Consider the following 20,835-nt stretch of genomic DNA (forward strand, 5'->3'; position numbering starts at 1 on the left):
GAGACAACAACAATGACTGAGAACAAGATCACGGGAATCCTGGGCACCAAGCTCGGAATGACCCAGGTCTTCGACGAGAACAACCGGGTCGTTCCGGTCACCGTCGTCAAGGCCGGACCGAACGTCGTCACCCAGATCCGCACCGAGGAGCGCGACGGCTACAGCGCCGTTCAGCTCGCGTACGGCGCGATCGACCCCCGCAAGGTGAACAAGCCGACCTCCGGCCAGTTCGCCAAGGCCGGTGTGACCCCCCGTCGCCACATCGTCGAGCTGCGCGTCGCCGACGCCGGCGAGTACGAGGTCGGCCAGGAGCTCACCGCGACTGTGTTCGAGGACGGCGCCTACGTCGACGTCACCGGCACCTCCAAGGGCAAGGGCTTCGCGGGCACCATGAAGCGCCACGGCTTCGCAGGCCAGGGTGCATCGCACGGTGCGCAGGCTGTGCACCGTCGTCCCGGCTCGATCGGTGGCTGCGCCACCCCCGGCCGCGTGTTCAAGGGCATGCGCATGTCGGGCCGCATGGGTAACGACCGTGTGACCACGCAGAACCTCACCGTCCACAAGGTGGACGCCGAGGCCGGTCTGCTTCTGATCAAGGGTGCGATCCCCGGCCGCAAGGGCGGCCTCGTGATCGTCAAGACCGCAGTGAAGGGTGGTGCGTCCGCATGACCGAGACCGCAACCAAGCTCACCCTCGACGTTCGCAACGCTGACGGCGGCACCAACGGCACCGTCGCGCTGCCCGCCGAGATCTTCGACGCACAGGCCAACATCGCGCTGATGCACCAGGTCGTCGTTGCTCAGCTGGCCGCGGCACGTCAGGGCACGCACTCCACCAAGACCCGCGGCGAGGTCCGCGGCGGTGGCAAGAAGCCGTACCGCCAGAAGGGCACCGGCCGGGCTCGTCAGGGCTCGACCCGCGCGCCGCAGTTCGCCGGCGGTGGCACCGTCCACGGCCCGAAGCCGCGTGACTACAGCCAGCGCACCCCGAAGAAGATGAAGGCCGCCGCTCTCCGTGGTGCCCTCTCCGACCGGGCGCGCAACGAGCGCATCCACGTGATCACCGAACTGGTTGCCGGGCAGACCCCGTCCACCAAGAACGCGAAGAAGTTCCTCGGTGAGATCTCGGACCGCAAGAAGCTTCTGCTCGTCGTCGGTCGCGAGGACATCGCGGCATGGAAGAGCGTGCAGAACCTGGAAGGCGTGCATCCCATCGCACCCGACCAGCTGAACACCTACGACGTGCTCAACAGCGACGATGTCGTGTTCAGCGTCGAGGCGCTCAACGCGTTCATCCACGGCCCGGCCGAGGCTGCGCAGAAGGAGGAGAGCAAGTGAGCACCATCGCCGATCCCCGCGACATCCTGCTCGCCCCGGTCATCTCCGAGAAGTCCTACGGACTGATCGAGGAAGGCACCTACACCTTCCTGGTGCACCCGGACTCGAACAAGACGCAGATCAAGATTGCCGTCGAGAAGGTCTTCGGCGTGACTGTGACCAGCGTCAACACCGCCAACCGTCAGGGCAAGCGCAAGCGGACCCGGTTCGGCTACGGCAAGCGCAAGGACACCAAGCGCGCGCTCGTGACGATCTCGGCCGACAGCAAGCCCATCGAGATCTTCGGAGGCCCGGTCGCGTAAGCGGGCGGGACTTGACGAGATATAGAGGACGAGAAGACTCATGGCAATCCGTAAGTACAAGCCGACTACCCCGGGCCGTCGCGGCTCGAGCGTCTCGGACTTCGCCGAGATCACTCGGTCGACGCCCGAGAAGTCGCTCATCCGCCCGCTGCACGGGCGTGGTGGTCGTAACGCACACGGTCGCATCACCACCCGGCACAAGGGTGGCGGACACAAGCGCGCCTACCGACTGATCGATTTCCGTCGCAACGACAAGGACGGCGTGCCGGCCAAGGTCGCGCACATCGAGTACGACCCCAACCGCACCGCGAACATCGCGCTGCTGCACTACGCCGACGGTGAGAAGCGCTACATCATTGCGCCGAAGGACCTCAAGCAGGGTGCACGGGTCGAGTCCGGCGTCGGCGCCGACATCAAGCCCGGCAACAACCTGCCGCTGCGCAACATCCCGACGGGTACCACCATCCACGCGGTGGAACTCCGCCCGGGCGGCGGCGCCAAGATGGCTCGCTCCGCAGGCGCCAGCATCCAGCTCCTCGGCAAGGAGGGTCCGTACGCGACCCTGCGTATGCCGTCGGGTGAGATCCGTCGCGTCGACGTGCGTTGCCGCGCGTCGGTCGGCGAGGTCGGCAACGCCGAGCAGTCGAACATCAACTGGGGCAAGGCCGGCCGTATGCGCTGGAAGGGCAAGCGCCCGACCGTCCGTGGTGTCGTGATGAACCCGGTCGACCACCCGCACGGTGGTGGCGAGGGCAAGACCTCCGGTGGTCGCCACCCGGTCAGCCCGTGGGGCAAGCCGGAAGGCCGTACCCGCAAGCCCAACAAGCCGAGCGACAAGCTCATCGTCCGCCGCCGGCGTACCGGCAAGAAGCGCTAGGAGGGAGTGAAGAATGCCCCGCAGTCTTAAGAAGGGTCCGTTCGTCGACGACCACCTCCTCGCGAAGGTGGACGTGCAGAACGAAAAGGGCACCAAGCAGGTCATCAAGACCTGGTCCCGTCGTTCGACCATCATCCCGGACTTCATCGGTCACACGTTCGCCGTCCACGACGGCCGCAAGCACGTGCCGGTGTTCGTGTCCGATTCGATGGTCGGTCACAAGCTCGGCGAGTTCGCACCGACCCGCACGTTCAAGGGTCACATCAAGGACGACCGGAAGAGCAAGCGTCGATGAGCACTGAAACTCAGAACCCCACCGCCAAGGCGGTTGCGCGCCACGTGCGCGTGACGCCCATGAAGGCGCGTCGTGTCGTGGACCTGGTTCGTGGACGTTCCGTCGAGGACGCCCTGAACATCCTGAAGTTCGCGCCGCAGGCAGCCAGCGAGCCGGTTGCGAAGGTCGTTGCCAGCGCAGCGGCCAACGCCGAGAACAACCTCGGCCTCGACCCCAGCACGCTGGTCGTCGCCACCGCGTACGTGGACGAGGGTGCCACCCTCAAGCGTTTCCAGCCGCGTGCCCAGGGCCGTGCGTTCCGCATCCGCAAGCGCACCAGCCACATCACGGTCATCGTGGAGAGCCTGCCCAAGGCCGGCACCTCGAACCGCAATCGCCGGAAGGGAAGTGCTCAGTAGTGGGCCAGAAGATCAACCCGCACGGCTTCCGCCTGGGTATCACCACCGACTGGAAGTCCCGCTGGTACGCAGACAAGCAGTACGCGGAGTACGTCAAGGAAGACGTCGCGATCCGTAAGCTCCTCGCCACGGGCATGGAGCGGGCCGGTATCGCGAAGGTCGAGATCGAGCGCACCCGTGACCGGGTTCGCGTCGACATCCACACCGCGCGTCCGGGCATCGTCATCGGTCGCCGCGGCGCCGAGGCCGATCGCATCCGCGCCGAGCTCGAGAAGCTGACCGGCAAGCAGGTCCAGCTGAACATCCTCGAGGTCAAGAACGCCGAGGCCGAGGCTCAGCTCGTCGCACAGGGTGTGGCCGAGCAGCTCAGCAACCGCGTCGCTTTCCGTCGCGCCATGCGCAAGGCCATCCAGTCGGCCATGCGTCAGCCGAACGTGAAGGGCATCCGGGTGCAGTGCTCCGGTCGTCTCGGCGGCGCCGAGATGTCCCGCTCGGAGTTCTACCGCGAGGGTCGGGTTCCGCTGCACACGCTGCGTGCGGACATCGACTACGGCCTGTACGAGGCGAAGACCACCTTCGGCCGTATCGGCGTGAAGGTCTGGATCTACAAGGGCGACATCGTCGGCGGCAAGCGTGAGCTGACCGCTGCTGCGGCTCCGGCCGATCGCCCGCGCCGTGAGCGTCCGAGCCGCCCGCGTCGTTCCGGTGCCTCGGGCACCACCGCGACCAGCACCGAGGCCGGTCGCGCCGCCACCGCCGAGGCTCCCGCCTCGACCGAATCGAATCAGGAGGGCTGACGCATGTTGATCCCACGTCGGGTCAAGCACCGCAAGCAGCACCACCCGAGCCGTTCGGGTGCGGCCAAGGGTGGCACCCAGGTCACGTTCGGTGACTACGGCATCCAGGCTCTCGAGCCGGCCTACATCACCAACCGTCAGATCGAGTCCGCTCGTATCGCCATGACGCGCCACATCAAGCGTGGCGGCAAGATCTGGATCAACATCTTCCCGGATCGCCCGCTCACCAAGAAGCCTGCCGAGACCCGCATGGGTTCCGGTAAGGGTTCGCCGGAGTGGTGGGTCGCGAACATCAAGCCCGGTCGGGTCATGTTCGAGATGAGCTACCCCAACGAGGAGATCGCTCGTGAGGCCCTGCGCCGCGCGATGCACAAGCTCCCCTGCAAGTGCCGGATCGTCACGAGGGAGGAGCAGTTCTGATGGCTACTGGAACCCCCGCCACCGAACTCCGCGAGCTCACCGAGGAGGAGCTGGTCACCAAGCTCCGCGAGTCGAAGGAAGAGCTGTTCAACCTTCGCTTCCAGATGGCTACCGGTCAGCTGGACAACAACCGTCGGCTGCGCACCGTCCGTCACGAGATCGCGCGCGTCTACACCGTTATGCGCGAGCGTGAGCTCGGCCTCGCCGCCGGCCCGGATGCGGGTGACGCGGCATGAGTGAGAAGGACACCGCAGTGACCGAAGAGCGTGGGACCCGAAAGGTCCGCATCGGCTACGTCGTCTCCGACAAGATGGAGAAGACGATCGTCGTCGAGCTCGAGGACCGTGTGAAGCACCCGCTGTACGGCAAGATCATCCGCCGTACGAGCAAGGTGAAGGCGCACGACGAGAACGGCGTCGCCGGCATCGGCGACCGCGTCCAGCTGATGGAGACCCGACCGCTGTCGGCGACCAAGCGCTGGCGTCTGGTCGAGGTGCTCGAAAAGGCCAAGTAGGCCTTTCGACCCGAGTACGAGATTCGACGAACGGCCCGTCCCGAGCACGTGGGGCGGGCCGTTCGCCGTTGGAGGGCGTTCACCAGGGACGATTTGGTTTCCTTCGGTGACTTCCCTACACTAGAGCGGTTGCCTGTGCCTGAAGCATGTCCGCATTCGGCAGGCCGGCGGCAGACCGCGCGTATCGGGTCGGTATCCGCTACGTACGAAAATCCAGGTCTAGGAGACATCAGTGATTCAGCAGGAGTCGCGACTGCGTGTCGCCGACAACACGGGTGCCAAGGAGATTCTCTGCATCCGCGTTCTCGGTGGTTCGTCTCGTCGCTACGCCGGGATCGGTGACATCATCGTCGCCACCGTCAAGGACGCCATCCCGGGTGGAAACATCAAGAAGGGCGAGGTCGTCAAGGCCGTCGTCGTGCGCACCACCAAGGAGCGCCGCCGTCCGGACGGCTCGTACATCAAGTTCGACGAGAACGCCGCCGTCCTCATCAAGCCGGACCACGATCCCCGTGGCACCCGCATCTTCGGACCCGTCGGCCGCGAGCTGCGCGACAAGAAGTTCATGAAGATCGTTTCGCTCGCCCCGGAGGTGCTGTGATGAAGGTGCACAAGGGTGACACCGTTCTGGTCATCGCAGGCAAGGACAAGGGCGCCAAGGGCAAGGTCATTCAGGCCTACCCGGCGACCGAGAAGGTCCTCGTCGAAGGTGTGAACCGGATCAAGAAGCACACCGCGGTTTCCGCGAACCAGCGTGGCGCCTCCTCGGGCGGCATCGTGACGCAGGAAGCCCCGATTCACGTGTCGAACGTCGCGGTCATCGACTCGGACGGCAACCCCACCCGCGTGGGCTACCGCACCGACGAGAACGGCAAGCGCGTTCGGATCTCCCGTAAGAACGGGAAGGACATCTGAGATGACGAGCACTGAGAACAAGATCCAGCCGCGCCTGAAGCTGCGCTACCGCGCCGAGATCAAGGACGCGCTGAACGCAGAGTTCAAGTACGACAACGTCATGCAGATCCCCGGCGTGGTCAAGGTCGTCGTCAACATGGGTGTCGGTGACGCCGCCCGCGACGCGAAGCTGATCAACGGTGCGGTCGCGGACCTCGAGCTGATCACCGGTCAGAAGCCGGAGATCCGCAAGGCCCGCAAGTCCATCGCGCAGTTCAAGCTCCGTGAAGGCATGCCGATCGGTGCCCGCGTCACGCTGCGTGGCGACCGCATGTGGGAGTTCCTCGACCGTCTCGTGTCGATCGCCCTTCCGCGAATCAGGGACTTCCGTGGCCTGTCCGGCAAGCAGTTCGACGGCAACGGCAACTACACCTTCGGTCTGAACGAGCAGTCGATGTTCCACGAGATCGACGTCGACAAGATCGACCGCCCGCGCGGTATGGACATCACCGTCGTGACCACCGCCACCAACAACGACGAAGGCCGTGCCCTGCTCAAGCACCTCGGCTTCCCGTTCAAGGAGAACTGAGCATGGCGAAGAAGGCACTGGTCAACAAGGCCAACAAGAAGCCCAAGTTCGCGGTTCGCGCGTACACCCGCTGCCAGAAGTGCGGCCGGCCGCACGCGGTCTACCGCAAGTTCGGTCTGTGCCGCGTCTGCCTGCGCGAAATGGCGCACGCGGGCGAGCTTCCGGGTGTTCACAAGAGCTCTTGGTGACACACCGACGCTGACACGACAGGGCGCGCACTCCACTCGGAGTGCGCGCCCTGTCGCTGTCGTGGGGTGATGTTCGTCTCGGATGTGATCCGGACGATTTGTCCTGCGTAGCGGATTTCCCTACACTAGTGGGGTTGCCTGTGCAACGTCGGTGCTCTGCGTGCCTGCGTTGCCGAGTGCACGAACTCATTCCGGTCGGCGACTGTCGCCCGGACCAGCCGAATTGTTGTAGGCCCACGACCGGTCAGCCGGTGTTGCATGGGAACCGCAGCGAGAAAGGTGTCGAGGTCGAACCATGACCATGACCGATCCCATCGCAGACTTCTTGACGCGTCTGCGCAACGCCAACTCGGCGTACCACGACGAGGTGAAGCTGCCGCACTCGAAGATCAAGGCGAACATCGCCGAGATCCTCAAGCGCGAGGGCTACATCTCCGATTTCCGCACCGAGGATGCCGAGGTGGGCAAGACCCTCATCGTCGACCTCAAGTACGGACCCAGCCGTGAGCGCAGCCTCGCCGGCGTCCGTCGTGTCTCCAAGCCCGGTCTCCGGGTGTACGCGAAGTCCACCAACCTGCCCAAGGTTCTCGGCGGCCTCGGCGTGGCGATCATCTCCACGTCTTCCGGCCTGCTCACGGATCGTCAGGCGGCCAAGCAGGGCGTGGGCGGCGAAGTCCTCGCCTACGTCTGGTAAGGGAGGACCACCATGTCGCGTATTGGAAAGATTCCGGTCACCGTGCCTTCGGGTGTCGAGGTGACCATCGACGGCCAGGACGTCGCGGTGAAGGGCCCCAAGGGTCAGTTGTCGCTGACGCTCGCCGAGCCGATCGCCGTTGCCAAGGGTGAGGACGGTGCCCTGCTGGTCACCCGTCCCGACGACGAGCGTCGCAGCCGTGCGCTGCACGGTCTGTCTCGTACCCTCGTCGCGAACCTCATCACCGGTGTGACCCAGGGTTACACCACCAAGATGGAGATTCACGGCGTCGGTTACCGCGTCGCGCTCAAGGGTCAGGACCTCGAGTTCTCGCTCGGCTACAGCCACCCGGTTCCGATCGAGGCGCCCGAGGGCATCTCGTTCGCAGTCGAGTCGCCGACGAAGTTCTCGGTCTCTGGCATCGACAAGCAGAAGGTCGGCCAGATTGCGGCCAACATCCGCCGCCTGCGCAAGTCCGACCCGTACAAGGGCAAGGGCATTCGCTACGAAGGCGAACAGGTCCGCCGCAAGGTCGGAAAGACGGGTAAGTGATATGAGCCAGACTGCAAACCAGAAGGCCAAGCGGATTCCGCTCGGCAAGGACGTGTCCACCACGCGTCGTCTCTCGAAGACGCGTCGTCACTTCCGTCTGCGCAAGAAGATCTCCGGCACCCCCGAGCGTCCTCGCCTCGTCGTGAACCGCTCGTCTCGGCACATCCACGTCCAGCTCGTGGACGACCTCGCAGGCCACACCCTGGCTGCGGCGTCGACCACCGAGGCGGATCTGCGTGCCGCGGAGGGCGACAAGAAGACCCTGAGCGCGAAGGTCGGTCAGCTGATCGCCGAGCGCGCCAAGGCAGCCGGTGTGGAGGCCGTGGTCTTCGATCACGGTGGCCACGGCTACCACGGTCGCATCGCCGCTCTGGCGGATGCCGCTCGCGAAAGCGGGTTGAAGTTCTGATGACGAAGATTTCTAACGGAAGGACAGTCTGATGCCGGGACGTCAGAGGCGTGACGGCGGCAGCGGACCCGCCGGACAGAACGGACCTGCGAACGAGGGTCGGGGCGGTCGCGACCGTCGCGACAACCGTCGGGACAACGCAGCGGAGAAGTCGAACCACATCGAGCGTGTGGTCGCGATCAACCGCGTGTCCAAGGTCGTGAAGGGTGGTCGTCGCTTCAGCTTCACCGCCCTCGTGATCGTGGGCGACGGCAACGGACTCGTTGGCGTCGGCTACGGCAAGGCCAAGGAAGTTCCTGCGGCCATCCAGAAGGGTGTCGAGGAGGCTCGCAAGGGCTTCTTCCGCGTGCCTCTCATCGGCAGCACCATCACCCACCCGGTTCAGGGTGAGGCAGCCGCAGGCGTCGTCATGCTCCGTCCGGCAAGCCCGGGTACCGGTGTCATCGCCGGTGGCGCGGTGCGTGCCGTGCTCGAGTGCGCGGGCGTTCACGACATCCTTGCCAAGTCGCTCGGTAGCGACAATGCGATCAACGTCGTGCACGCGACCGTTGCCGCGCTCAAGGGCCTCCAGCGTCCCGAGGAGGTGGCCGCTCGTCGCGGTCTGCCGATCGAGGACGTCGCCCCGGCAGGCATGCTCCGTGCACGCGCACAGGCTGGGAGCGTGAAGTAATGGCCGATCTGAAGGTCACCCAGGTCAAGAGCACCATCGGGACCAAGCAGAACCAGAAGGACTCGCTGCGCACGCTGGGTCTCAAGGGCATCCGTCAGACCGTTGTCCGTGAGGACAACGCGCAGAACCGCGGTCTGATCAACGTGGTGCGCCACCTCGTCACAGTTGAGGAGGTCTAACCATGACCATCAAGCTGCACCACCTCCGGCCTGCGCCGGGCGCCAAGACCGACAAGACCCGCGTCGGCCGTGGTGAAGGTTCCAAGGGTAAGACCGCTGGTCGCGGTACCAAGGGCACCAAGGCACGTAAGAACGTGCCGGTCGCCTTCGAGGGCGGGCAGATGCCGCTGCACATGCGGCTGCCCAAGCTCAAGGGCTTCACGAACCCGAACCGCGTCGAGTTCCAGGTCGTCAATGTCGCTGATCTCGCTCGGGTTTTCCCCGAGGGCGGTCAGATCGGCATCGAGGAACTCGTCGCCAAGGGCCTGGTTCGCAAGAACCAGCTCGTGAAGATCCTCGGTGACGGAGAACTCACGGTTGCCGTTCAGGTGACCGCGAACAAGTTCACCGGCTCCGCCAAGGAGAAGATCGCCGCTGCCGGTGGGACCACCACCGAGCTGTGATCGCTCGATAGCTGGACCGTGACGGCCGCAGTACCGCTCGAAAGGGCAGTGCTGCGGCCGTTTCCGTCGGTCGTCCCAGTCCGTGACCGCAATTGTGGGATTGCCGGGCGGCCGCCCGGGGGGCCACTGATAGAGTTTCAGAGTTCAACGTGACCATCGGGCTCTTCGGCCCAATGCCCCAGCCCGCCCCCCATCATCGTCGTGCCCAGGAGGATTCTTGCTTTCCGCCTTCGTCTCGGCCTTCAGGACTCCAGACCTGAGGCGGAAGATCCTCATCGCACTCGGATTGATCGCGTTGTACCGGTTCGGTGCGACGCTGCCGTCTCCGGGTGTCGACTACGGCAACGTCAAGGCCTGTATCGACCAGATCTCGGGTAGCGATCAGGCGGGTATCTACTCGCTGATCAACCTGTTCTCCGGTGGTGCACTGCTGCAGCTGTCGGTGTTCGCGATCGGCATCATGCCGTACATCACGGCGAGCATCATCGTGCAGCTGCTGACCGTCGTCATCCCGCGGTTCGAGGAACTCCGCAAGGAGGGCCAGGCCGGCCAGGCGAAGATGACGCAGTACACCCGCTACCTGTCGATCGCCCTCGCGGTCCTGCAGTCGACGGGCATCGTGGCCCTCGCTGCTCGCGGTCAGCTGCTCCAGGGATGTTCGGAACCGATCCTGGCCGACGACTCGGTCTTCGCGATGGTGACCATCGTCCTGGTGATGACCGCGGGCGCCGCCCTCGTCATGTGGATGGGCGAGTTGATCACCGAGCGCGGCGTCGGTAACGGCATGTCGCTGCTGATCTTCTCGGGCATCGCGTCGCGGCTCCCGGCCGAGGGCGGGGCGATCCTCGACTCCCGCGGCGGCCTGATCTTCGCGGCCGTCTGTGTGGCCGCACTGGCGCTGATCGCGGGTGTGGTGTTCGTCGAGCAGGGTCAGCGTCGGATCCCGGTGCAGTACGCCAAGCGGATGGTCGGCCGGAAGATGTACGGCGGATCGTCGACCTACCTGCCGCTGAAGGTGAACCAGGCAGGCGTCATCCCGGTCATCTTCGCGTCGTCGCTGCTGTACCTCCCGAACCTGATCGCGCAGCTCACCGGTGCCGCCTCGGCGACGGATCCCAGCTGGTGGCAGCGGTTCATCAACGAGTACCTGGTGAACCCGTCGAACCCGGTCTACATCCTGATCTACTTCCTGCTCATCGTCTTCTTCACCTACTTCTACGTCGCGATCACCTTCAATCCGGAGGAGCGCGCCGACGAGATGAAGAAGTTCGGTGGCTTCATCCCGGGCATCCGCCCGGGTCGTCCCACCGCGGACTACCTCCAGTACGTGCTCAGCCGCATCACGCTGCCGGGCGCCATCTATCTCGGTTTGATCGCCGTGCTGCCCAACTTCTTCCTGGCGCAGGGGAGTGCGGGAAGCAGCATCTTCGGCGGTGCGGCGGTGCTGATCCTCGTCAGCGTCGGCCTCGACACCGTCAAGCAGATCGAGAGTCAACTCATGCAGCGCAACTACGAAGGGTTCCTCAAGTGAGACTCGTCCTCCTTGGTCCTCCCGGTGCCGGCAAGGGCACCCAGGCCGCGATTCTGTCCGAGAAGCTCGGCATCCCGCACATCTCGACGGGCGACCTGTTCCGCGCGAACATCGGGCAGCAGACCGCGCTCGGACTCGAGGCCAAGAAGTACCTCGACGCCGGCGACCTCGTCCCCAGCGAGATCACGAACAACATGGTGAAGGCCCGTGTCGCCGAGCCGGACGCCGCGAACGGGTTCCTCCTCGACGGATTCCCCCGCACGGTCGACCAGGCCCAGGCGCTCGAGGGCATCCTGGCCGGGCTCGGCGCCAAGCTCGACGGCGTCCTCGCGTTCGACGTGGACGACGAGGTCGTGGTCGAGCGCATGCTCTCCCGTGGCCGCGCGGACGACACCGAGGACGTCATCCGTAACCGGATGCGGGTGTACCGCGAGGAGACCGCACCGCTCCTCGATCACTACAAGGGCAGCATCGTCACCGTCGACGCCGTCGGCGAGATCGACGATGTCAACGCCCGCGCGCTGGCCGCGCTCGGTAAGTAAGAAGGCTGTCATGGGGTTTCGTCGCAAGAAGGTCGTTCCGTTCCGCACCGCCGGTGAGCTCGACGCGATGGCAGCGGCCGGCGCGATCGTCGGCGCGACCCTGGTGGCCGTTCGGGCCGCGGCGAAGCCCGGTGTCAGCACTCTCGATCTGGATCGGATCGCCGAGCAGACCATCCGGGATGCCGGTGCGGTGCCGTCGTTCCTCGGCTACCACGGATTCCCGGGGTCGATCTGCTCGTCCGTGAACGATCGTGTCGTGCACGGGATTCCGTCGGCAGGCGACGTGCTCGCCGAGGGCGACCTCGTCTCCATCGACTGCGGCGCCATTCTCGACGGTTGGCACGGCGACTCGGCGTGGACGTTCGGGGTGGGGGAGATCTCCGCGGCGGACCGGGATCTCAGCGAGGCCACCCGCTTGTCGATGGACGCGGGAATCGCGGCGATGCTGCCGGGCAACCGGCTCACCGATGTCTCGTATGCGATCGAGCAGGGCACGCTCGCTGCCGAGCAGGCGCACGGCCGCGGGTACGGCATCGTCGACGGGTACGGCGGCCACGGCATCGGCCGTGAGATGCACATGGATCCGTTCCTCGCGAACGAGGGTGCACCCGGCAAGGGCCCGCAGCTGGTGGTCGGGTCGGTGCTCGCGATCGAGCCGATGCTGACGCTCGGCACGACGGAGACGAAGATCCTCGCCGACGACTGGACGGTGGTGACCATCGACGGCTCGCGTGCTGCGCACTGGGAGCACACGGTCGCGGTCACGGAGGACGGCCCGAGGATCCTGACGGTACGCCCCGAGTAACTCGAGAACTCGACGAGAACGGCCCCCGCTGTGTGCGGGGGCCGTTCTCGTGTTCCGGGACGCTACGTGGTCTCGAGATCACATCTCCATCAGTACGGTGATCGGCCCGTCGTTGACCGACGACACTCGCATGTGTGCCCCGAAGTGGCCGGTCGCGACCTCGGCGCCGAGGTCGCGCAGTGCATCGGCGAACGCGTCGACCAGGGGTTCGGCAACCGGGCGCGGCGCGGCGGCGGACCAGGACGGACGCCTGCTCTTGCGGGCGTCGCCGAGCAGGGTGAACTGGCTGACCACCAGGACCGGCGCCCCGATGTCGGAGGCGGAGCGTTCGCCGTCGAGGATGCGCATTCGCCAGATCTTCGCGGCCAGGGTGGCGGCGCGCGCGGCGTCGTCCTCGTGACCGACGCCGAGGAGGATCAGCAGCCCCTGCGTGGCGGGGGAGATGCGGGCGACGACCCGGCCGTCCACCTCCACTGCGGCTTCGGTCACTCGCTGCACGACCGCGCGCACGGCCCACGTCCCTTCGTGTCGGAGGAGGAGACACGCCGCGTTTGGCCTGGTGGAGGAACTCCGGTAGCATGGACCAATGGTGCGTCCTGCGTGCCGGTCGTCTGCTGTTTCGGTCCCGCTTCCCGCGTCGTTCTCGGGAGCAATTCGACTCAGTGCACGGGCGGTTCTCGATCGCGTCTGCACCACCGTAACGGAGAACGATGCCCACCAACGGATCGCGGAGGATATGGCTAAGAAAGACGGGGCCATCGAGGTCGAGGGACGAGTTGTCGAGCCGCTGCCCAATGCAATGTTTCGCATTGAGCTGGAAAACGGCCACAAGGTCCTCGCACACATCAGCGGCAAGATGCGGCAGCACTACATCCGCATCCTGCCTGAGGACCGGGTCGTCGTAGAGCTCTCGCCCTACGATCTGTCGCGCGGTCGCATCGTCTACCGGTACAAGTAGAAACTTCCCGGGCCACTCCTGGTCTGGGAAAAGTATGTCCACCGACCGGTGGGCGACACATCAGGAGATTAGACAGACGTGAAGGTTCAGCCGAGCGTCAAGAAGATCTGCGAGAAGTGCAAGGTGATCCGCCGTAACGGGCGGGTCATGGTGATCTGCGAGAACCTGCGCCACAAGCAGCGTCAGGGCTGATCACTCCTCTCGAGGATCTGCTTGGCAACAAGCACAGATGACCTTCCAGCACCAGCCGGTGTCCACGGCCCACCCGACCTTCTGGTCGACGGGCAGACACCGGTGCACCCCCGGCACGGAGGCCGGGGCCCCACTGAGTTAGTTGAAAGACGTATTGCACGTGTCGGGTGACCGACACGCTGCGATGGCACAGGGGACGGACTGGGAGCAGACCTCCGCACACCGAAAAGGAATGCCACATGGCACGACTCATGGGTGTCGATCTTCCCCGCGAAAAGCGGATGGAGATCGCACTGACCTACATCTACGGCGTTGGCCGTACCCGCTCGAAGGAAATCCTCTCCGCAACCGGCGTCAGCCCGGACCTGCGCAGCAAGGACCTGAGCGACGACGACCTGAGCACGCTGCGCGAGTACATCGAGCGTTCGGAACTCAAGGTCGAGGGTGACCTGCGCCGCGAGGTGCAGGCCGACATCCGGCGCAAGATCGAGATCGGCTGCTACCAGGGCCTGCGCCACCGTCGTGGTCTGCCCGTGCGTGGACAGCGCACCAAGACCAACGCGCGCACCCGTAAGGGCCCGAAGCGCACCGTCGCAGGGAAGAAGAAGTAATGCCTCCGAAGTCACGTAGCACCGGTCCGAAGAAGACCCAGAAGGCGCGTCGCAGGGACAAGAAGAATGTCCCGCACGGTGCCGCTCACATCAAGAGCACCTTCAACAACACGATCGTGTCCATCACGGACCCGGCCGGCAACGTCATCTCGTGGGCGTCCTCGGGCCACGTGGGCTTCAAGGGCTCGCGTAAGTCCACCCCGTTCGCCGCGCAGCTAGCTGCCGAGAACGCTGCCCGCAAGGCGCAGGAGCACGGCGTGAAGAAGGTCGACGTCTTCGTCAAGGGCCCCGGCTCCGGACGTGAGACGGCGATCCGTTCGCTGCAGGCTGCAGGCCTCGAGGTCGGCACCATCTCCGATGTCACTCCTCAGCCGCACAACGGCTGCCGGCCGCCCAAGCGGCGTCGGGTCTAGCGGGAAGGAAGGTTTAGAAAATGGCACGTTATACCGGACCCATCACCCGCAAGTCGCGTCGTCTGCGCGTCGACCTCGTTGGAGGCGACCAGGCGTTCGAGCGTCGTCCTTACCCGCCGGGCCAGCACGGCCGCGCGCGGATCAAGGAGAGCGAGTACCTGCTCCAGCTGCAGGAGAAGCAGAAGGCTCGCTTCACCTACGGCGTCATGGAGAAGCAGTTCGTCCGCTACTACAAGGAAGCGGTGCGTCGCCCGGGTAAGACCGGCGAGAACCTGCTCCGCATCCTCGAGACCCGCCTCGACAACGTCGTGTACCGCGCCGGCCTGGCCCGTACCCGTCGTCAGGCTCGTCAGCTCGTGACCCACGGTCACCTTCTCGTGAACAACAAGAAGGTCGACATCCCGAGCTACCGCGTCTCCCAGTACGACATCATCGATGTCAAGGAGAAGTCGCTGAGCACGCTGCCGTTCCAGGTTGCGCGTGAGACGGTCGGCGATCGCCCGGTTCCCGGGTGGCTGCAGGTCGTCCCCGGCCGCCTTCGTGTCCTGGTCCACCAGGAGCCCGAGCGCGCGCAGATCGACGTCCCGCTGCAGGAGCAGCTGATCGTCGAGCTGTACTCGAAGTAAAGCCTTCTCGGCTCGTGCGCGGTTTGCGTGTCGTCAGACTCGCAGGCCGCGCACGAGCGCCGGAGGCGCCATCCAACTGGGCGTCAAATAGCGGACGTCCGCACAGGAGGAAAACCACATGCTCATTTCGCAGCGACCCACACTGACCGAAGAGGTCATCGCTGACAACCGCTCGAAGTTCACCATCGAGCCCCTTGAGCCCGGCTTCGGGTACACCCTCGGCAACTCGCTTCGCCGCACCCTGCTGTCGTCGATCCCCGGCGCTGCTGTCACCAGCATCCGCATCGACGGCGTCCTGCACGAGTTCACCACCGTCCCCGGCGTGAAGGAAGATGTCACCGACATCATCCTGAACCTCAAGGGCCTCGTCGTGAGCTCCGAAGAGGACGAGCCGGTCACCATGTACGTCCGCAAGCAGGGCCCCGGTGCCGTGACTGCAGGCGACATCGTGCCTCCGGCCGGCGTCACGGTGAACAACCCGGATCTGCACATCGCCACCCTGAACGACAAGGGCAAGCTGGAGATCGAGCTCGTCGTCGAGCGCGGTCGCGGCTACGTCCCCGCCGTCCAGAACAAGGCGTCCGGAGCCGAGATCGGCCGTATTCCGGTCGACTCGATCTACTCGCCGGTCCTCAAGGTCACCTACAAGGTGGAGGCGACCCGTGTCGAGCAGCGCACCGACTTCGACAAGCTGATCCTCGACGTGGAGACCAAGAACTCCATCACCGCGCGGGACGCGCTCGCCTCGGCGGGCAAGACCCTGGTTGAGCTCTTCGGCCTGGCCCGTGAGCTGAACGTCGAAGCAGAAGGCATCGAGATCGGACCCTCGCCCGCCGAGGCCGATCACATCGCTTCCTTCGGTCTGCCGATCGAGGACCTGGACCTGACGGTCCGGTCCTACAACTGCCTCAAGCGCGAGGGTGTGCACACCGTCGGCGAGCTGGTTGGTCGCACCGAGTCCGATCTGCTCGACATCCGCAACTTCGGTCAGAAGTCCATCGACGAGGTCAAGGTCAAGCTGCACTCGCTCGGCCTGTCCCTCAAGGACAGCCCGGCGTCGTTCGATCCGTCCACGGTTGCCGGCTACGACGCCGCCACCGGGACCTGGAGCGACACCGACGCCGGTGCCTTCAACGAGGGCGATGGCAACGACCAGGACTACGCCGAGACCGAGCAGCTGTAACCAGCTCACTGGGTCCTTACTAGGAGATTCATCATGCCCAAGCCCAAGAAGGGTGCCCGCTTCGGCGGGTCGGCTTCGCACCAGAAGGCGATCTTCGCCAACCTGGCCACCGCGCTCTTCGAGCACGGTCGCATCACCACCACGGAGGCCAAGGCCAAGGCCCTGCGTCCGTACGCCGAGAAGCTCGTGACCAAGGCAAAGGGTGGCACCCTTTCCGACCGTCGCGAGGTTCTCAAGGTCATCCGCAACAAGGATGTCGTGCACACCCTGTTCGCGGAGATCGGTCCGTTCTACGCGGAGCGTGACGGCGGCTACACCCGCATCACGAAGACCGTCCCCCGCAAGGGTGACAACGCTCCGATGGCGATCATCGAGCTCGTCAAGGAGCAGACGGTCACCTCCGAGGCCGATCGCGCACGTCGCGTGAAGGCATCGAAGGCCGCTCCGGCCGAGGAGAACGTGGTGGAGGCCGTCGAGGCCGAGGCCACCGAGGCCGAGGTCGAGAACGCTGACGCTGTCGTGGAGGCCGTCGAGAACGAGACCGCCACCGCTGCAGACGCTGCCGAGGCCAAGAAGGACTAACGCTGAACGCGTCAGAACCTGCGAACGAACCCGTCGCTCCCGTCAGGGAGGGCGGGTTCGTTCGCTTTCGACTGGACATCACCTACGACGGGACCGACTTCTCCGGATGGGCCCGCCAACCGGGACTGCGCACGGTGTGCGGTGTACTCGAAGAGGCGATCTCGACGATCCTGCGACAGCCGGTGCAGTTGACCGTCGCCGGTCGCACCGACGCCGGGGTGCACGCGAGCGGCCAGGTCGCCCACATGGATCTGTCCGAGACGCTCGAGGAGCCGACCCGTCTGGTGCGCAGGCTCGCCCGGTTCCTGCCGCCGGACGTGCGAGTGAAGGCGGTCACCGAGGTGCCGGCCGAGTTCGACGCCCGGTTCTCGGCGATCCGGCGGCACTACGAGTATCGGATCACGACGGCGAGGTACGGGGCGGAGCCGCTGCGGGCCCGTGACACGGTGTCGGTCCCGAAGCAGCTGGATCTGGATGCGATGCGCGCGGCGTCGCATTCTCTGCTCGGCCTGCACGATTTCGCCGCGTTCTGTCGTCGACGGGAGGGCGCGACGACGGTCCGCGACCTGCAGCGCTTCGACTGGATGCGTTCCGACGAGCGGTCCGCGGGCTCCACGCCGGGCGACGGCGACATCCTCACCGCGTTCGTCAGTGCGGACGCATTCTGCTGGTCGATGGTGCGCAGCCTCGTCGGAGCGATCCTGGCGGTCGGGGAGGGGCGACGCACGGTCGACTGGACTGCCGCGCTGCTACAGGAGCGGGAGCGGTCGAGTTCGGTACTGGTTGCGCCTGCGCACGGGCTGAGTCTGGTTCGCGTCGACTATCCCGCGGACGAGGATCTGGCATCGCGCAACGCCGCTACTCGCGTGGTGCGGTCGCTGCCGGGTGGCTGCTGCTGAGTCGGTCGTGGACCGGTTTCCGGGTCAGTGCCCGGTGCCCGTGATCACCGTCATGAGGACGGTTTCCGCGTTGTGCCGCGCGACGGATTTCTTGACACGTACGCGGACCACGTCGCCGTTCTTGCGGACGAGGTCGTAGTCGGCTGCCAGATCGAGCTTCTCGCCGCCGGCGAGTTGTGCCTGGGCGCGGTGGTAGTCGTCGAGCAGATGGGGATGCACGAACTCCCGGGGCCCGAGTAGTCGGGCCTCCGGGAGCGTGTAGCCGAGGAAATCGGCGAAGGCGCGATTGACGTCGACGACCTGATCTTCGTCGGTGTGCAGAATCACCGGTAGGTCGAGATTGTGGATCAGCGAGCGATAGTGGGCGCCACTGATCCCGCTGGTGTATCTGGGACCGATGTGTCTCGACATGGCGTGACTCGTTTTCATCGCGACCTCCCGACTGGGCCTGCGTGTTCCTGAGTGTGCCTCTATGTGACAGTTTTATAACGCTTCGCGCAATGTGAGACCGGACACATCGAGAATTCCGGGATCAGCCTGCCAGTGACCGCGCGATCACGAGTCGCTGAATCTGGTTGGTGCCCTCGAAGATCTGCGTGATCTTCGCTTCGCGCATGTAGCGCTCGACCGGGAAGTCCTGTGTGTAGCCGTACCCGCCGAAAACCTGGACCGCGTCGGTCGTCACCTTCATCGCGGCATCTGTGGCGACGAGCTTCGCGACCGAGGCGTGCCGGGAGTAGTCGAGGCCGGCGTCGCGGCGTCGGGCGGCATCGAGGTAGGTGGCGCGCGCCGAGTCGACGGCCGCGGCCATGTCGGCGAGGACGAAACCCAGGCCCTGGTGGTCGATGATCCGCTTGCCGAACGCCTTGCGTTCCTTGGCGTAGGCGACGGCGTCGTCGAGGGCGCCCTGGGCCAGGCCGACGGCGACGGCAGCGATACCGAGGCGGCCGGAGTCGAGGGCGCTGAAGGCGATCGGCAGACCCTGTCCCGGCTTTCCGATCATGCGCTCGGTGGGGACGAAGGCGTTGTCGTAGTGCGCGGAGGTGGTCGGCACGGCGCGCAGGCCCATCTTCTCCTCGGGCTTCCCGAAGGACAGCCCCTCGGTCTCGGAGTCGACGAAGAAGCACGAGACGCCCCGCGAACCACTCTCGCCGGTTCGTGCGAAGAGGGTGTAGAAGTCGGCGCGTCCACCGTTGGTGATCCAGGCCTTCGATCCGGTGATCCGGTAGCCGCCCTCGGTCTCGGTTGCCTTGCAGGACAATGCCGCGGCATCGGATCCGGCCTGGGCTTCGGAGAGGCTGTAGGCGCCGATCATGTTGCCTCCCAGCATGTCCGGAAGCCACTTGGCCTTCTGCTCGTCGGTGCCGTGTGTTGCCATCGCGAAGCAGGACAAACTGTGGACGCTCGTCGCGACGGCGACTGCGGCCCACCGTGCTCCGAGCTCCTCGAGTACCTGCAGGTACACCTCGTACGGCTGGTTCCCGCCGCCGAACTCCTCGGGGTAGGGCAGGCTGAGCAGTCCGGCGGCGCCGAGTGCGGGGAACACGCCTTCGGGGAAGGTCTCGGTCTTCTCGCACTCGGCAGCCCGAGGTGCGAGCACCTTGTCGGCGACGTCGCGGGTCAACTCGATCAGGTCGTGCGCTTCCTGGGTCGGGAGCAGGCGTTCGACGGGCACGGGGGTCTCCTTCGCGGTTACTCGGTACTGGCAAGGATACTCCAGTACAGTTTTTGGTATGGCAACCCAGGTTCGTGGCGCCGCGCGGCGCGCCCAACTCCTCGACCAGCTCGTCGACCTCCTGCTGGCCGAGGGTTTCGCGCACCTCACCCTCGACGAGATCGCCGGGCGGCTGCGGTGCTCGAAGTCGACGCTCTACTCACTCGCGGCCAGCAAGGAGCAACTCGTCCGGGCGGCCACCGTGCACTTCTTCCGGGCTGCCACGGAGCGGGTCGAGCAGGCCGTGGTCGAAGCGGCGGGGTCGCATGCGCGGATCCAGTCGTACCTCGAGGCGGTCGGGGAGCAGTTGCGTCCGGCGTCGCTGCAGTTCATGACGGACCTCGCGGCCAGCGACTCCGCACGACCGGTGTACGAGCGGAACACAGCGATCGCAGCGGCGCGCGTCCGGGAACTCATCACCGAGGGCGTCGACGCCGGAGAGTTCCGGGATGTGCACGCCGCCTTCGTCGCCGACGTCACCACGTCGACGATGGTGCGGATCCAGCGCAGGCAGGTGACCGAGGCGACGGGCCTGGGAGACGCCGAGGCCTACCGCGAACTCGCCGCGCTCGTGACCACCGGGCTGGCGACGTGAGAGCGGGACCACTGGTCGTGTCGCCTGCTGCGGCATGATGGGGCGCGTGCCCGCAGATCGGATTCGCCTCGAGGTCGTCGTCGGAAGTGTGCGTGCGGTCCGGTTCGGTCCGGTCGTGGCCGACTGGTTCGTTCGGCGGGCACGGCAGGACACGCGGTTCGAGATATCTGTCCTCGACCTGGCGGACGCCGACCTCCCCGCCGATCACACCGACAGTCCACAGGTGCAACGCTTTCGGGCCAGGGTCGACGCTGCGGACGCGTTCGTGTTCGTGACTCCCGAGTACAACCACGGCTACCCCGCGGCGCTGAAGAACGCCGTCGACACCGCGAAAGAGGAGTGGCGTGGCAAGCCGGTCGGATTCGTGTCCTACGGCGGACTGTCTGGCGGTCTCCGCGCCACCGAGCAGCTCAGACAGGTTGTTGCGGAGGTTCACATGGTGTCCGTGCGGCAGACCGTCAGCTTCCACCAGGCGCGTAAGCGCTTCGACGCGGCAGGTGAGACCGACGACGGTGCGGCGATCGACGGTCACGGCAGACTGCTCGATCAGCTGTCGTGGTGGGCGGACGCGGTGCGTGGTGCGCGCGCGACCCGTCCCTACCCGGGGTAGTACTCGAGCTCTGCTC

36 protein-coding genes are annotated in these 20,835 nt (G+C 65.8%); 33 read left to right on the forward strand and 3 right to left on the reverse strand.

Annotated elements, in window-relative coordinates; genetic code table 11:
- Positions 1–12: 12 nt before the first annotated feature.
- From rplC to map, 23 genes are all read left to right on the forward strand, one after another.
- Complete coding sequence (gene rplC / locus FFS72_RS16625; protein ID WP_137874984.1) at positions 13–669, forward strand: 50S ribosomal protein L3; 657 nt, start codon at positions 13–15, stop codon at positions 667–669.
- A complete protein-coding gene (gene rplD / locus FFS72_RS16630) occupies positions 666–1,337 on the forward strand; it encodes a 50S ribosomal protein L4 (protein ID WP_050063885.1) in 672 nt (223 codons plus the stop codon). Before rplC ends, rplD begins: the two co-directional genes overlap by 4 nt.
- The gene (rplW, locus tag FFS72_RS16635; protein ID WP_007531907.1) at positions 1,334–1,639 is read left to right on the forward strand and encodes a 50S ribosomal protein L23; all 306 of its coding nucleotides are present in this window, start codon (positions 1,334–1,336) and stop codon (positions 1,637–1,639) included. Before rplD ends, rplW begins: the two co-directional genes overlap by 4 nt.
- 40 nt (positions 1,640–1,679) lie before the next feature.
- Positions 1,680–2,516: a 50S ribosomal protein L2 gene (rplB, locus tag FFS72_RS16640; protein ID WP_050063884.1), complete on the forward strand. Its 837-nt coding sequence runs from the start codon at positions 1,680–1,682 to the stop codon at positions 2,514–2,516.
- Positions 2,517–2,529: 13 nt separating this feature from the next.
- Positions 2,530–2,811 (forward strand): 30S ribosomal protein S19, encoded by a 282-nt coding sequence (gene rpsS / locus FFS72_RS16645; RefSeq protein WP_005518370.1) that lies wholly within the window; start codon positions 2,530–2,532, stop codon positions 2,809–2,811.
- On the forward strand, positions 2,808–3,209 hold the full coding sequence (gene rplV / locus FFS72_RS16650; protein ID WP_050063883.1) for a 50S ribosomal protein L22: 402 nt from the start codon (positions 2,808–2,810) through the stop codon (positions 3,207–3,209). The genes rpsS and rplV overlap by 4 nt, the downstream gene beginning before the upstream one ends.
- A complete protein-coding gene (rpsC, locus tag FFS72_RS16655; protein WP_050063882.1) occupies positions 3,209–4,006 on the forward strand; it encodes a 30S ribosomal protein S3 in 798 nt (265 codons plus the stop codon). Before rplV ends, rpsC begins: the two co-directional genes overlap by 1 nt.
- 3 nt (positions 4,007–4,009) lie before the next feature.
- Complete coding sequence (gene rplP, locus FFS72_RS16660) at positions 4,010–4,426, forward strand: 50S ribosomal protein L16 (protein ID WP_003938085.1); 417 nt, start codon at positions 4,010–4,012, stop codon at positions 4,424–4,426.
- On the forward strand, positions 4,426–4,662 hold the full coding sequence (rpmC, locus tag FFS72_RS16665; protein ID WP_050063881.1) for a 50S ribosomal protein L29: 237 nt from the start codon (positions 4,426–4,428) through the stop codon (positions 4,660–4,662). The genes rplP and rpmC overlap by 1 nt, the downstream gene beginning before the upstream one ends.
- Positions 4,659–4,940 carry a 30S ribosomal protein S17 gene (gene rpsQ, locus FFS72_RS16670; RefSeq protein ID WP_050063880.1) on the forward strand — a complete coding sequence of 94 codons (282 nt, stop codon included), beginning with the start codon at positions 4,659–4,661 and terminating at the stop codon, positions 4,938–4,940. Before rpmC ends, rpsQ begins: the two co-directional genes overlap by 4 nt.
- 232 nt (positions 4,941–5,172) lie before the next feature.
- Positions 5,173–5,541: a 50S ribosomal protein L14 gene (gene rplN, locus FFS72_RS16675; RefSeq protein ID WP_007531925.1), complete on the forward strand. Its 369-nt coding sequence runs from the start codon at positions 5,173–5,175 to the stop codon at positions 5,539–5,541.
- Complete coding sequence (gene rplX, locus FFS72_RS16680; RefSeq protein WP_050063879.1) at positions 5,541–5,855, forward strand: 50S ribosomal protein L24; 315 nt, start codon at positions 5,541–5,543, stop codon at positions 5,853–5,855. Before rplN ends, rplX begins: the two co-directional genes overlap by 1 nt.
- 1 nt (position 5,856) lies before the next feature.
- A complete protein-coding gene (rplE, locus tag FFS72_RS16685) occupies positions 5,857–6,423 on the forward strand; it encodes a 50S ribosomal protein L5 (protein WP_050063878.1) in 567 nt (188 codons plus the stop codon).
- 2 nt (positions 6,424–6,425) lie between these two features.
- Positions 6,426–6,611 (forward strand): type Z 30S ribosomal protein S14, encoded by a 186-nt coding sequence (locus FFS72_RS16690; protein ID WP_050063877.1) that lies wholly within the window; start codon positions 6,426–6,428, stop codon positions 6,609–6,611.
- A gap of 295 nt (positions 6,612–6,906) precedes the next feature.
- Entirely contained in the window at positions 6,907–7,305 is a 399-nt protein-coding gene (rpsH, locus tag FFS72_RS16695) for a 30S ribosomal protein S8 (protein ID WP_050063876.1), read from the forward strand.
- A gap of 12 nt (positions 7,306–7,317) precedes the next feature.
- The gene (rplF, locus tag FFS72_RS16700; RefSeq protein WP_050063875.1) at positions 7,318–7,857 is read left to right on the forward strand and encodes a 50S ribosomal protein L6; all 540 of its coding nucleotides are present in this window, start codon (positions 7,318–7,320) and stop codon (positions 7,855–7,857) included.
- A 1-nt stretch (position 7,858) separates the two neighbouring features.
- Positions 7,859–8,266: a 50S ribosomal protein L18 gene (rplR, locus tag FFS72_RS16705; protein WP_137874985.1), complete on the forward strand. Its 408-nt coding sequence runs from the start codon at positions 7,859–7,861 to the stop codon at positions 8,264–8,266.
- Positions 8,267–8,297: 31 nt separating this feature from the next.
- The gene (rpsE, locus tag FFS72_RS16710) at positions 8,298–8,936 is read left to right on the forward strand and encodes a 30S ribosomal protein S5 (protein WP_050063873.1); all 639 of its coding nucleotides are present in this window, start codon (positions 8,298–8,300) and stop codon (positions 8,934–8,936) included.
- Positions 8,936–9,115: a 50S ribosomal protein L30 gene (gene rpmD / locus FFS72_RS16715; protein ID WP_050063872.1), complete on the forward strand. Its 180-nt coding sequence runs from the start codon at positions 8,936–8,938 to the stop codon at positions 9,113–9,115. Before rpsE ends, rpmD begins: the two co-directional genes overlap by 1 nt.
- 2 nt (positions 9,116–9,117) lie before the next feature.
- On the forward strand, positions 9,118–9,558 hold the full coding sequence (gene rplO, locus FFS72_RS16720; RefSeq protein ID WP_137874986.1) for a 50S ribosomal protein L15: 441 nt from the start codon (positions 9,118–9,120) through the stop codon (positions 9,556–9,558).
- A gap of 217 nt (positions 9,559–9,775) precedes the next feature.
- Positions 9,776–11,089: a preprotein translocase subunit SecY gene (gene secY, locus FFS72_RS16725; protein WP_137874987.1), complete on the forward strand. Its 1,314-nt coding sequence runs from the start codon at positions 9,776–9,778 to the stop codon at positions 11,087–11,089.
- Complete coding sequence (locus FFS72_RS16730; RefSeq protein ID WP_050063869.1) at positions 11,086–11,631, forward strand: adenylate kinase; 546 nt, start codon at positions 11,086–11,088, stop codon at positions 11,629–11,631. Before secY ends, FFS72_RS16730 begins: the two co-directional genes overlap by 4 nt.
- 10 nt (positions 11,632–11,641) lie before the next feature.
- On the forward strand, positions 11,642–12,436 hold the full coding sequence (gene map / locus FFS72_RS16735) for a type I methionyl aminopeptidase (protein ID WP_137874988.1): 795 nt from the start codon (positions 11,642–11,644) through the stop codon (positions 12,434–12,436).
- Between the two features lie 78 nt (positions 12,437–12,514).
- On the opposite strand, the gene dtd is transcribed toward map, so the two are convergent.
- A complete protein-coding gene (gene dtd, locus FFS72_RS16740) occupies positions 12,515–12,946 on the reverse strand; it encodes a D-aminoacyl-tRNA deacylase (protein ID WP_137874989.1) in 432 nt (143 codons plus the stop codon).
- Positions 12,947–13,172: 226 nt separating this feature from the next.
- On the opposite strand from dtd, the gene infA reads away from it, so the two are divergent.
- The 8 genes from infA (at position 13,173) to truA (ending at position 17,900) form a co-directional block, all read left to right on the forward strand.
- Complete coding sequence (gene infA, locus FFS72_RS16745; protein ID WP_003418601.1) at positions 13,173–13,394, forward strand: translation initiation factor IF-1; 222 nt, start codon at positions 13,173–13,175, stop codon at positions 13,392–13,394.
- 78 nt (positions 13,395–13,472) lie between these two features.
- Positions 13,473–13,586 carry a 50S ribosomal protein L36 gene (rpmJ, locus tag FFS72_RS16750; RefSeq protein ID WP_003938068.1) on the forward strand — a complete coding sequence of 38 codons (114 nt, stop codon included), beginning with the start codon at positions 13,473–13,475 and terminating at the stop codon, positions 13,584–13,586.
- 239 nt (positions 13,587–13,825) lie between these two features.
- Positions 13,826–14,197 carry a 30S ribosomal protein S13 gene (gene rpsM / locus FFS72_RS16755; RefSeq protein WP_137874990.1) on the forward strand — a complete coding sequence of 124 codons (372 nt, stop codon included), beginning with the start codon at positions 13,826–13,828 and terminating at the stop codon, positions 14,195–14,197.
- The gene (gene rpsK / locus FFS72_RS16760; protein WP_005239680.1) at positions 14,197–14,610 is read left to right on the forward strand and encodes a 30S ribosomal protein S11; all 414 of its coding nucleotides are present in this window, start codon (positions 14,197–14,199) and stop codon (positions 14,608–14,610) included. The genes rpsM and rpsK overlap by 1 nt, the downstream gene beginning before the upstream one ends.
- Positions 14,611–14,630: 20 nt before the next feature.
- Positions 14,631–15,236, forward strand: coding sequence for a 30S ribosomal protein S4 (rpsD, locus tag FFS72_RS16765; RefSeq protein WP_050063865.1), 606 nt, complete (start codon positions 14,631–14,633; stop codon positions 15,234–15,236).
- 118 nt (positions 15,237–15,354) lie between these two features.
- On the forward strand, positions 15,355–16,419 hold the full coding sequence (locus FFS72_RS16770; RefSeq protein ID WP_050063864.1) for a DNA-directed RNA polymerase subunit alpha: 1,065 nt from the start codon (positions 15,355–15,357) through the stop codon (positions 16,417–16,419).
- 33 nt (positions 16,420–16,452) lie between these two features.
- The gene (gene rplQ / locus FFS72_RS16775; protein ID WP_050063863.1) at positions 16,453–17,001 is read left to right on the forward strand and encodes a 50S ribosomal protein L17; all 549 of its coding nucleotides are present in this window, start codon (positions 16,453–16,455) and stop codon (positions 16,999–17,001) included.
- Between the two features lie 2 nt (positions 17,002–17,003).
- Complete coding sequence (truA, locus tag FFS72_RS16780; protein WP_137874991.1) at positions 17,004–17,900, forward strand: tRNA pseudouridine(38-40) synthase TruA; 897 nt, start codon at positions 17,004–17,006, stop codon at positions 17,898–17,900.
- A 24-nt stretch (positions 17,901–17,924) separates the two neighbouring features.
- Here the strand turns inward: truA and FFS72_RS16785 are convergent, their stop codons facing one another.
- Complete coding sequence (locus FFS72_RS16785; RefSeq protein WP_050063861.1) at positions 17,925–18,311, reverse strand: PAS domain S-box protein; 387 nt, start codon at positions 18,309–18,311, stop codon at positions 17,925–17,927.
- A gap of 121 nt (positions 18,312–18,432) precedes the next feature.
- The gene (locus FFS72_RS16790; protein ID WP_137874992.1) at positions 18,433–19,575 is read right to left on the reverse strand and encodes an acyl-CoA dehydrogenase family protein; all 1,143 of its coding nucleotides are present in this window, start codon (positions 19,573–19,575) and stop codon (positions 18,433–18,435) included.
- Positions 19,576–19,633: 58 nt separating this feature from the next.
- On the opposite strand from FFS72_RS16790, the gene FFS72_RS16795 reads away from it, so the two are divergent.
- Positions 19,634–20,209, forward strand: a complete 576-nt coding sequence (locus FFS72_RS16795; protein WP_137874993.1) for a TetR/AcrR family transcriptional regulator — start codon at positions 19,634–19,636, stop codon at positions 20,207–20,209.
- Between the two features lie 37 nt (positions 20,210–20,246).
- Positions 20,247–20,819 (forward strand): NADPH-dependent FMN reductase, encoded by a 573-nt coding sequence (locus FFS72_RS16800; protein ID WP_249353372.1) that lies wholly within the window; start codon positions 20,247–20,249, stop codon positions 20,817–20,819.
- Positions 20,820–20,835 lie beyond the last annotated feature (16 nt).

This window comes from Rhodococcus sp. Q (assembly GCF_005503035.1).
Taxonomy (GTDB): domain Bacteria; phylum Actinomycetota; class Actinomycetes; order Mycobacteriales; family Mycobacteriaceae; genus Rhodococcus_G.

Bases quoted from the DNA above. Each gene is read 5' to 3' on its own strand.
- rplC (WP_137874984.1), top strand. From the start codon at position 13: ATGACTGAGAACAAGATCACGGGAATCCTGGGCACCAAGCTCGGAATG.
- rplD (WP_050063885.1), top strand. From the start codon at position 666: ATGACCGAGACCGCAACCAAGCTCACCCTCGACGTTCGCAACGCTGAC.
- rplB (WP_050063884.1), top strand. From the start codon at position 1,680: ATGGCAATCCGTAAGTACAAGCCGACTACCCCGGGCCGTCGCGGCTCG.
- rpsS (WP_005518370.1), top strand. From the start codon at position 2,530: ATGCCCCGCAGTCTTAAGAAGGGTCCGTTCGTCGACGACCACCTCCTC.
- rplV (WP_050063883.1), top strand. From the start codon at position 2,808: ATGAGCACTGAAACTCAGAACCCCACCGCCAAGGCGGTTGCGCGCCAC.
- rplP (WP_003938085.1), top strand. From the start codon at position 4,010: ATGTTGATCCCACGTCGGGTCAAGCACCGCAAGCAGCACCACCCGAGC.
- rpmC (WP_050063881.1), top strand. From the start codon at position 4,426: ATGGCTACTGGAACCCCCGCCACCGAACTCCGCGAGCTCACCGAGGAG.
- rpsQ (WP_050063880.1), top strand. From the start codon at position 4,659: ATGAGTGAGAAGGACACCGCAGTGACCGAAGAGCGTGGGACCCGAAAG.
- rplX (WP_050063879.1), top strand. From the start codon at position 5,541: ATGAAGGTGCACAAGGGTGACACCGTTCTGGTCATCGCAGGCAAGGAC.
- rplE (WP_050063878.1), top strand. From the start codon at position 5,857: ATGACGAGCACTGAGAACAAGATCCAGCCGCGCCTGAAGCTGCGCTAC.
- FFS72_RS16690 (WP_050063877.1), top strand. From the start codon at position 6,426: ATGGCGAAGAAGGCACTGGTCAACAAGGCCAACAAGAAGCCCAAGTTC.
- rpsH (WP_050063876.1), top strand. From the start codon at position 6,907: ATGACCATGACCGATCCCATCGCAGACTTCTTGACGCGTCTGCGCAAC.
- rplF (WP_050063875.1), top strand. From the start codon at position 7,318: ATGTCGCGTATTGGAAAGATTCCGGTCACCGTGCCTTCGGGTGTCGAG.
- rplR (WP_137874985.1), top strand. From the start codon at position 7,859: ATGAGCCAGACTGCAAACCAGAAGGCCAAGCGGATTCCGCTCGGCAAG.
- rpsE (WP_050063873.1), top strand. From the start codon at position 8,298: ATGCCGGGACGTCAGAGGCGTGACGGCGGCAGCGGACCCGCCGGACAG.
- rpmD (WP_050063872.1), top strand. From the start codon at position 8,936: ATGGCCGATCTGAAGGTCACCCAGGTCAAGAGCACCATCGGGACCAAG.
- rplO (WP_137874986.1), top strand. From the start codon at position 9,118: ATGACCATCAAGCTGCACCACCTCCGGCCTGCGCCGGGCGCCAAGACC.
- map (WP_137874988.1), top strand. From the start codon at position 11,642: ATGGGGTTTCGTCGCAAGAAGGTCGTTCCGTTCCGCACCGCCGGTGAG.
- infA (WP_003418601.1), top strand. From the start codon at position 13,173: ATGGCTAAGAAAGACGGGGCCATCGAGGTCGAGGGACGAGTTGTCGAG.
- rpsM (WP_137874990.1), top strand. From the start codon at position 13,826: ATGGCACGACTCATGGGTGTCGATCTTCCCCGCGAAAAGCGGATGGAG.
- rpsK (WP_005239680.1), top strand. From the start codon at position 14,197: ATGCCTCCGAAGTCACGTAGCACCGGTCCGAAGAAGACCCAGAAGGCG.
- rpsD (WP_050063865.1), top strand. From the start codon at position 14,631: ATGGCACGTTATACCGGACCCATCACCCGCAAGTCGCGTCGTCTGCGC.
- FFS72_RS16770 (WP_050063864.1), top strand. From the start codon at position 15,355: ATGCTCATTTCGCAGCGACCCACACTGACCGAAGAGGTCATCGCTGAC.
- rplQ (WP_050063863.1), top strand. From the start codon at position 16,453: ATGCCCAAGCCCAAGAAGGGTGCCCGCTTCGGCGGGTCGGCTTCGCAC.
- FFS72_RS16785 (WP_050063861.1), bottom strand. From the start codon at position 18,311: ATGTCGAGACACATCGGTCCCAGATACACCAGCGGGATCAGTGGCGCC.
- FFS72_RS16795 (WP_137874993.1), top strand. From the start codon at position 19,634: ATGGCAACCCAGGTTCGTGGCGCCGCGCGGCGCGCCCAACTCCTCGAC.
- FFS72_RS16800 (WP_249353372.1), top strand. From the start codon at position 20,247: ATGGGGCGCGTGCCCGCAGATCGGATTCGCCTCGAGGTCGTCGTCGGA.